General features: G+C 68.5%; 8 protein-coding genes. 3 read left to right on the top strand and 5 right to left on the bottom strand.

Features of this window, described 5'->3' with window-relative positions:
- Positions 1-80 precede the first annotated feature (80 nt).
- Complete coding sequence (locus tag A9O63_RS10305) at positions 81-1652, bottom strand: bifunctional metallophosphatase/5'-nucleotidase (RefSeq protein ID WP_069331851.1); 1572 nt, start codon at positions 1650-1652, stop codon at positions 81-83.
- A 158-nt stretch (positions 1653-1810) separates the two neighbouring features.
- Here A9O63_RS10305 and A9O63_RS10300 point away from each other — a divergent pair, with 158 nt between their 5' ends.
- Positions 1811-2149, top strand: a complete 339-nt coding sequence (locus A9O63_RS10300) for a DUF952 domain-containing protein (RefSeq protein WP_069331850.1) — start codon at positions 1811-1813, stop codon at positions 2147-2149.
- Entirely contained in the window at positions 2146-3210 is a 1065-nt protein-coding gene (locus A9O63_RS10295; protein WP_069331849.1) for a quinone-dependent dihydroorotate dehydrogenase, read from the top strand. Before A9O63_RS10300 ends, A9O63_RS10295 begins: the two co-directional genes overlap by 4 nt.
- A gap of 154 nt (positions 3211-3364) precedes the next feature.
- Here the strand turns inward: A9O63_RS10295 and A9O63_RS10290 are convergent, their stop codons facing one another.
- From A9O63_RS10290 to ccrA, 4 genes are all read right to left on the bottom strand, one after another.
- Positions 3365-3601 carry an Lrp/AsnC ligand binding domain-containing protein gene (locus A9O63_RS10290; RefSeq protein ID WP_069331848.1) on the bottom strand — a complete coding sequence of 79 codons (237 nt, stop codon included), beginning with the start codon at positions 3599-3601 and terminating at the stop codon, positions 3365-3367.
- 205 nt (positions 3602-3806) lie between these two features.
- The gene (locus A9O63_RS10285; protein ID WP_069331847.1) at positions 3807-5345 is read right to left on the bottom strand and encodes an ATP-dependent DNA helicase; all 1539 of its coding nucleotides are present in this window, start codon (positions 5343-5345) and stop codon (positions 3807-3809) included.
- A 34-nt stretch (positions 5346-5379) separates the two neighbouring features.
- Positions 5380-5553, bottom strand: coding sequence for a hypothetical protein (locus A9O63_RS22745; protein ID WP_002721246.1), 174 nt, complete (start codon positions 5551-5553; stop codon positions 5380-5382).
- A gap of 170 nt (positions 5554-5723) precedes the next feature.
- Positions 5724-7016: a crotonyl-CoA carboxylase/reductase gene (gene ccrA / locus A9O63_RS10280; protein WP_069331846.1), complete on the bottom strand. Its 1293-nt coding sequence runs from the start codon at positions 7014-7016 to the stop codon at positions 5724-5726.
- 371 nt (positions 7017-7387) lie between these two features.
- Here ccrA and A9O63_RS10275 point away from each other — a divergent pair.
- Positions 7388-8727: methylmalonyl-CoA mutase family protein (locus A9O63_RS10275; protein ID WP_069331845.1), on the top strand; the 1340-nt coding region annotated here is incomplete at its 3' end.

The raw sequence follows: 8727 nt of genomic DNA, 5'->3' as shown, positions 1-8727 counted from the left end.
GCAAGGCGGCGGCGGCCCTCCGGCCGAGCCGAGGACCAGCCGCACCCGCACGGGGGGGGTGCGGCCCCGGGCGGACCGCCCTACTTGCGGGTGATGCGGCCCTCGATCACCGGCGTGTAGGGGGCATGGGCCACCAGATAGTCCGCCGTCACATCGGCGAGGTCCGGGCCGAAGTCATAGGCATTGGCCGCATCGACGAACATGGCGAAGCCGTCGCCGCCCTGACGGACATAGTTGTTGGACACGACGCCGTAGGTTTTGGCGGGATCGATGGGCTGCCAGCCGCCCTCCTCCCTCACCATCACGTCCGAGATGCGCGCGCCCACCGGCGCCGCCGGGTCGAAAGCATATTTCAGCCCGGCCACCTGCGCGAAGCGGCCCGCGCCCTCCTCGAGCTCGCTCACCCCGTTCTCGAGCGCCGCCACCACGGCCTCGCCCGTCACCTGGAAGGTCGAGAGCGTGTTCTGGAACGGCAGCACGGTCAGCACGTCGCCCATGGTGACCGTGCCCGCATCGATCGAGGCGCGCAGCCCGCCGCCATTCGAGATCGCGATCTGGATGCCCTGATCGCGCACCCGGTCGAGCATCGCATCGGCCACGAGATTGCCCATCGCGCATTCGCCGCTGCGGCAGCTCTCGCGCGAGCCGTCGATGGGCGCACTCACCTCGGCCACCACGCGCGAGCGGATCTCCTCGAGCGGCGCCGCCAGCTCCTTCACCCGCGCAACCGTCGCCTCATCCTCGGCCACGGCGGCATCGAGCAGCATCGGCGCGCCCTCGGCCGAGACGATCTTGCCCGCATCGTCGAAGGTGACGTTCAGCTCGCCCAGATACTTGCCATAGGCATAGGCGGTCACGATCGCCACATCGCCCACCATGGTGGGATAGGGGCCGGCCGCCGCCTCATCCTCGTTCGACAGGAGCGTGTGCGAATGCCCGCCCACGATCACATCGATATTCTTCAGAGCCGAAGCGATCTCCTTGTCGGCCTCGTAGCCCAGATGCGAGAGCAGCACGATCTTCGTCACCCCCTCGTCCGTCAGCCGGTCCACTTCGGCCTGTGCGGCCTGCACCGGCTCGGTGAAGATCACGTTCGGGCCCGGGCTCGCAAGCTCGGTCGTGTCGAGCGGCGTCAGCCCCACGATGCCGATCTTCTCGCCGCCCTTCTCGACCACCACCGACTTCTGCACCTCGGCCCGCAGCCCGGGCTCGCCGGTCAGGTCGGCATTGGCCATGAGGAGCGGCGCCTCGAGCTTCTTCGCGAAATCGGTGAGCACGGCGGGGCCGTCGTCGAACTCGTGGTTGCCCACCGTCATGGCGTCGTAATCGAGACCGTTCATGAATTCGGCCGCAAGCTCGCCCTTGTAGCGCGCATAGAACAGCGAGCCCTGGAACTGGTCGCCCGCATCCACGAGAAGCCGCGTCCCGCCCTGCCCGCGCGCCTCGGAGATCGCCGTCACCAGCCGCGCGATGCCCCCGAAACACTCGCCCGCCGCATTGTCCTCGGGGGGGCAGGTCGAATCGTATTTCGAGATCGGCTCGAACCGGTCGTGGAAATCGTTCGTGTGCAGGATGGTGAGCGCGAAGTCGGCCCGCGCCGCGCCCGTGGTCAGCGCCACCAGCGCCGCCGAGGCGAGAAGGGTGGATTTCATGTCAAAGCTCCCGGTCTGGACAGGTGCCGACACAGTGCGGGGACGCCCGCCCCCTGTCAAAGGCCGAGGTCCGGGTGACGTTGAGGCAGGTCCTTCGGCGGAGGTCATCCGCGAAGGGCCATATTGACCGCCGCACGGTCCGGGTGCATGAGGCTTGCATGCTGATCTTCAAGATTTTCCGCCGCTCCGAATGGGATGACTTCCGCCGCGCCGGCGCCACAGCCGGAGCTCCCGTCGATCTGGCGGACGGCTACATCCACTTCTCGACGGCAGCGCAGGTGGCCGAGACGGCCGCGAAACATTTCACCGCCGAAAGCGACCTCGTGCTGGTGGCGATCGATCCCGACCGGGCCGGCCCCGACCTGAAGTGGGAACCCTCGCGCGGCGAGCAGCTGTTTCCGCATCTCTACCGCAAACTGACGCTCGACGACGTGGTGTGGGACAAGTCGCTCCCGCTCGGCGCAACCGGCCACATCTTCCCCGAGGGGCTCTGGTGAACATCCTTGAACGCGCGGCGCTGACGGCTCTTCACCGGATGGACCCGGAGAAGGCCCATTCCCTCTCGCTCTCGGCGCTGCGATCGGGCCTCGTGCCCCTGTCGGGTCCGGTGACCTCGCCGCGGCTGGCCACCGCCATCGGAGGGCTCGTGCTGCCGAACCCCGTGGGGCTCGCCGCGGGCTACGACAAGAATGCCGTGGCGCTCGCCGCGCTGATGCGGGCGGGCTTCGGCTTTCTCGAAGTGGGCGCGGCCACGCCCCGGCCGCAGCCCGGCAATCCCCAGCCGCGCCTCTTCCGGCTGACCGAGGACCGGGCGGCGATCAACCGTTTCGGCTTCAACAACGACGGCGCCGCCACGATCTGCGCCCGGCTTGCGATGCGGCCGCGGGGGGCGGTGCCGGTGGGGCTCAATCTCGGCGCGAACAAGGACAGCCCCGACCGGGCCGCCGATTTCGCCGCCGTGCTGGCCGCCTGCGGCCCCCATGCCGATTTCGCGACCGTCAATGTCTCCTCGCCCAACACCGAGCGGCTGCGCGACCTGCAGGGGCGGCAGGCGCTGACCGCGCTCCTCGAGGGGGTGATGCAGGTGCAGGCCGGCTTCGCGCGGCCGGTGCCCGTCTTTCTCAAGATCGCGCCGGACCTGTCGGACGCGGATCTGGCCGAGATCGCCGAGGTGGCGCTGGCATCGGGCATCGCGGGGATCGTTGCGACCAATACGACGCTGGCGCGCGACGGGCTGCGCAGCGCCCATGCCCGCGAGGCGGGCGGGCTGTCGGGCGCGCCGCTCTTCGAGCGGTCGACCCGCGTTCTGGCCCGGCTGTCGGAGCTGACCGAGGGGCGGCTGCCGCTGATCGGCGTGGGCGGCGTGGCGAGTGCCGAGGAGGCCTATGCCAAGATCCGCGCCGGCGCTTCGGCGGTGCAGCTTTACACCGCCATGGTCTATCAGGGCATCGGGCTGGCCGCGCGCATCGCGCGGGGGCTCGATGCGCTCCTGCAGCGCGACGGCTTCGGCTCGGTCGCCGAGGCGGTGGGCACGGGGCGCGCCGACTGGCTGAAGTGAGGCGTCTCGAAAAAGCTTTCCGACGCCGCACGGGGTACACCTTCGAGGCTCAGAGCTAGGGACGCCGCGGCCCCTGAAGGCTTGCTCGGAGGGTGAAACCTGCCTGCGGACTGAGCCCCGCCTTCCGGAACAGGCAGGGCTGCTCGAGCCGCCCTCAGAAGGCCTTGAAGGTCATCGTGGTCAGGGTGCGCTGGATGCCCGGAATATCGAAAAGGCTTTCCGAGAGGAACCGGCCCACGTCCTGATCGGCCGGCACATAGACCTTGGCAATCAGGTCGTAGTCGCCCGAGGTGGAATAGAGTTCCGAGACCACCTCGCGGTCGTAGATCGCGTCGGCCACCTCGTAGGTCTTGCCGGGCACGCAGCGGAACTGGACGAAGACGCAGCGCATGTGCTTGCTCCCTGAACGTTTGCCGGACCTTAGCCGCCTCCGCAGCCGAAGTCACGCCCGCCGGCAGGGGCGGGATCCGGGGCGGAGAGCCGGGAGCCGGGAGCCGGGAGCCGGGAGCCGGGAGCCGGGAGCCGGGAGCCGGGAGCCGGGAGCCGGGAGCCGGGAGCCGGGAGGATCCCCGCGGCCGGGGGCCGTCAAGGCCCCGTCAGGGCGTTCCCGTCTCGGACTGGAGCTTCAGCTTCGGCGCCGTGCGCGGCAGGTCCTCGACCGACAGCGGCTGCTGCGGCAGGGCGAGCCGGTTGCGAACCACCCAGACGAGGCGCTTCTCGGCGCGGGTGATCGCGACATAGGCGAGGCGCTTCCAGAGCGGGACGCCGGCCTCGGTCCGGCCCGCCTGTGCCGCGGCCCAGAGGTCGGGGGCGAAGACCTGCACCACCTCCCATTGCGAGCCCTGCGCCTTGTGGATCGTGACCGCCGCCCCGTGCAGGAAGGCCGCCCCCATGCGCGCGGCCGAGGGGATGAAGGGCTCCTCCTCGCCCGGCTTCTCGATCTTGATGATCGAGGCGGCCGAGACCTGCGGATCCTCGGCGCCCACGACATGCAGCCGCGCGAAACCCTCGCGGTTGCCGGGGCCGAGATAGATCACCTGGGCACCCTTGATGAGGCCGCGCGCCTCGAGGTCGATCCGCTTCTTGCGGTGCTTCAGCGGCAGCTCGATCCCGTCGCAGATCAGCGGCTCGCCGGGCAGGAGCTCGGTCTCGGGCGCACCCTGTGCGGCGCGGAAGGCGGTGATGAGCCGGATGCGGGTCTGGTTGCGCCAGACGAGGACCGGCGAGCGGGCCATGAGATCGGCATCCACGCGCGGAACCACCTGCACGCGCTCGTCCTGACGGGCGGCACGTTCCACCATCGCCTCGAAGGTCTCGAAGCTGAGATCGGGGTCGGCCAGCGCATGGGCGAGGTCGAGGATCGGGTTGTCCTCGGCCTGCCGGTGGATGCGGCTCAGCGTCAGCTTCCGCGCCTCGCCCAGCGTGTCGAACACCATCTTGCCCGACTGGCCCACCGGCGCGAGCTGGGCCGGATCGCCGAACAGGACCAGCGTCGGAAAGATCTCGCGCAGATCGTCGAACTGTCGTTCGTCCAGCATCGAGGCCTCGTCCACGAAGCCCACGTCGAGCGGTTCGTCGCGTCTTTTCCAGCCCTTGATGAAGTCAGACCCCCGGAGACCCGCCGCGGCCAGCGCGCCGGGGATCGAGGGCACCTGCTCGTAGAAGGCCTTCGCGCGATCCAGCGCCGTCTCGGACAGGCCCTCCACCTCGGGGCGCTTGCCGTTTCCGGCCAACCATTCGGCAATCCGCTCGTATTGCGGATCGTAGACCGGGGAATAGAGGATGCGGTGAATGGTGGTGGCCGGCACGCCGCGCAGGCGCAGCACGCTCGCGGCCTTGTTGGTGGGGGCGAGGATGGCGAGCGTCCGCCGCTCCTTGCGCTTCTTGCCCTCCCAGTCGCCCGAGACCACCTCGAGCCCGGCCTCGATCAGCGCCTTGGTCAGCGAGGCGAGCAGCATGGTCTTGCCCGAGCCCGCCTTGCCCACCACGGCCAGCACCGAGGACTTGCCCTCGACCGGCACCGAGAGCGCGCCCTTGGCCAGATCCACCCCCATGCCGCGCAGCTGGTCGGCCACGCGGTCATAGGCTTCCGCCTGGTCGTCGGAGAAGGACACGGCCTGCATGGGCGCGACCATAGCCGCAGGCGCCGGCCAAGGCCAGCGCCGGCGCTCAGTTGGGCCGCGGGGGCGGCTCGTCCTGCTCGGGCCCCGGCGGGGCGGCCCCGAGCTCGGCCCGGGCGAGCCGGAGCGTCTCATCGAGCCCGGCCGCCAGCTCCGAAAGCGCGTTCCGCTCGGCATAGGCGCGGAGGTCGCTCAGCACGTCGAGGATCCAGTCATGTGTCATTGCGGCATCTGCGCCGGAATCGCCTTTCGGACGGGGGTTTTTCTACCGTAAGGCGAGCGCGGCCGGGGCACGCTGTCAATCGCGCATTTCCACAGCGGGCAAGTAAATCCTTAAAATCCAAAGCCGCCGAGGCCGGGGCCACGGCGGCTGAGACTGGCGGATCGCTGCGGTCAGGCCTTGCGGCCGGCCTCGAGCACGTCGGCGAAGGTGCGCAGCCCCGTGCGCGGGGCCTGCACCAGCACCGCCATGTTGCCGGGCTTGTGCTGGTTTCTGTACATCTTCGTATGGGCGGCCGGGATGTCGGCCCAGGGGAAGACCTCGGACATGCAGGGATCGAGGCGGCGCTCGATCATCAGCTGGTTGGCCGCGGAAGCCTGCTTGAGATTGGCGAAGTGGCTGCCCTGCAGGCGCTTCTGGTGCATCCACATGTAGCGGACGTCGAAGGTGCAGTTGAAGCCGGTGGTGCCGGCGCAGATCACGACCATGCCGCCCTTCTTCACCACGAGCGACGAGACCGGGAAGGTCGCCTCACCCGGATGTTCGAACACCATGTCGACGTTGATGCCCTTGCCGGTGATGTCCCAGATCGCCTTGCCGAACTTGCGCGCCTCTTTCAGCCACTCGTTATATTCGGGCGAGTTCACCTTGGGCAGCTGGCCCCAGCACTTGAAGTCCTTGCGGTTGATGACGCCCTTGGCGCCCAGCCCCATGACGAAGTCGCGCTTGTCTTCCTCGGAGATGACGCCGATGGCGTTGGCGCCCGCCGTGTTGATGAGCTGGATCGCATAGGAGCCGAGGCCGCCCGAGGCGCCCCAGACCAGCACGTTCTGCCCCGGCTTCAGGTCGTGCGGCTTGTGGCCGAAGAGCATCCGGTAGGCGGTGGCGAGCGTCAGCGTGTAGCAGGCCGCCTCTTCCCAGGTCAGGTGCTTCGGCCGCTTCATCAGCTGCTGCGCCTGCACGCGGGTGAACTGGGCGAAGGAGCCGTCCGGCGTCTCGTAGCCCCAGATCCGCTGGGTGGGCGAGAACATCGGGTCGCCGCCGTTGCATTCCTCGTCGTCGCCATCGTCCTGGTTGCAGTGGATCACCACCTCGTCGCCCACCTTCCAGCGCTTGACCTTGTCGCCCCCCGCCCAGACGATGCCCGACGCGTCCGAGCCCGCGATGTGATAGGGCTGCTTGTGACCGTCGAACGGCGAGACGGGCACGCCGAGGCCGGCCCAGATGCCGTTGTAGTTCACGCCCGCCGCCATCACGAGGACGAGCACCTCGTGGCTGTCGATCGAGGGCGTCTCGACCACCTCGATCTGCATGGCCTGATCGGGCTCGCCATGACGCTCGCGCCGGATGGCCCAGGCATACATCTCCTTCGGCACATGGCCGAGAGGCGGCATTTCGCCGATCTCGTAGAGGTCCTTCTTGGGCGCGTCGTAGGCGACGATATCGCTTTGCACGTCGAGGGCCATGCTTGCCTCCTGTAGGGCCGAAAGGGATGCGCCGCGTCGCAGAATCGGCGGCACTGTCGGGATGAGATACGATCGGCCAAGCAACATTGCAATAGTTGATGGGTTCATTTTGTAATAATCTGTCTGCCGCAACGCAGCGTCATCGTGGTCGCCCCCCTTCTCTTGCGCTTTCCAGACAGTTGGGAGATGCGGTCGCCGCCTGCTCCCAACGACTTTGGCGTGGGAACGCGCGGCAGGATCCGCCTTTCGGTCGGATGCAACGGAGGTTGCGGAACCATGCCGCGTCGCGGCGAATTGACAGGGACATTATCTTTCGCATAAACACGGCAGGCAGCAATATCCTTGCCCTCGTCGAGTGGAGTCCCCTTGCCATGACCCAGAAGGATAGCCCCTGGCTGTTCCGCACCTATGCCGGCCATTCCACGGCGAAGGCCTCGAACGCGCTCTATCGCACCAACCTTGCCAAGGGGCAGACGGGGCTGTCGGTCGCCTTCGACCTGCCCACCCAGACCGGCTACGACAGCGACCATGCGCTGGCGCGGGGCGAGGTGGGCAAGGTCGGCGTGCCGATCTGCCATCTGGGCGACATGCGGATGCTGTTCGACCAGATCCCGCTCGAGCAGATGAACACCTCGATGACGATCAACGCGACCGCCCCCTGGCTGCTCGCGCTCTATGTCGCGGTGGCCGAGGAACAGGGCGCCGACATCTCGAAGCTGCAGGGCACGGTGCAGAACGATCTGATGAAGGAATATCTCAGCCGCGGCACCTACATCTGCCCGCCGCGGCCCTCGCTGCGCATGATCACCGACGTGGCGGCCTACACGCGGGTCCATCTGCCCAAGTGGAACCCGATGAACGTCTGCTCCTACCATCTGCAGGAGGCCGGAGCCACGCCCGAGCAGGAGCTGGCCTTCGCGCTGGCGACCGGCATCGCGGTGCTCGACGACCTGCGCACCAAGGTGCCGGCCGAGCATTTCCCCGCCATGGTGGGGCGGATCTCGTTCTTCGTGAATGCGGGTATCCGCTTCGTGACCGAGATGTGCAAGATGCGCGCCTTCGTCGATCTCTGGGACGAGATCTGCCGCGACCGCTACGGCATCGAGGAAGAGAAGTACCGCCGCTTCCGCTACGGGGTGCAGGTCAATTCGCTGGGCCTGACCGAGCAGCAGCCCGAGAACAACGTCTACCGGATCCTGATCGAGATGCTGGCCGTGACGCTCTCGAAGAAGGCCCGCGCCCGGGCGGTGCAGCTGCCCGCCTGGAACGAGGCGCTGGGGCTGCCGCGGCCGTGGGACCAGCAATGGTCGCTCCGGATGCAGCAGATCCTGGCCTACGAATCGGACCTGCTGGAATATGAGGATCTGTTCGACGGCAACCCGGCCATCGAGCGCAGGGTCGAGGCGCTGAAGGAAGGGGCGCGGGAAGAGCTGGCCCATATCGAGGCGATGGGCGGCGCCATCGAGGCCATCGACTACATGAAGGCGCGGCTCGTCGAATCGAACGCCGAGCGCATCGCCCGGGTCGAGACCGGCGAGACGGTGGTGGTCGGCGTGAACCGCTGGACCTCCGGCGCGCCCTCGCCGCTCACCACGGGAGACGGCGCGATCATGGTGGCCGACCCCGAGGCCGAGCGCGACCAGATCGCCCGGCTCGAGGCCTGGCGCACGGGCCGCGACGGGGCGGCCGTCGCCGCGGCGCTGGCCGAACT

Source organism: Cereibacter johrii, assembly GCF_001720585.1.
Lineage (GTDB): Bacteria > Pseudomonadota > Alphaproteobacteria > Rhodobacterales > Rhodobacteraceae > Cereibacter_A > Cereibacter_A johrii.
This window is presented reverse-complemented; position numbering and strand designations above follow the sequence as displayed.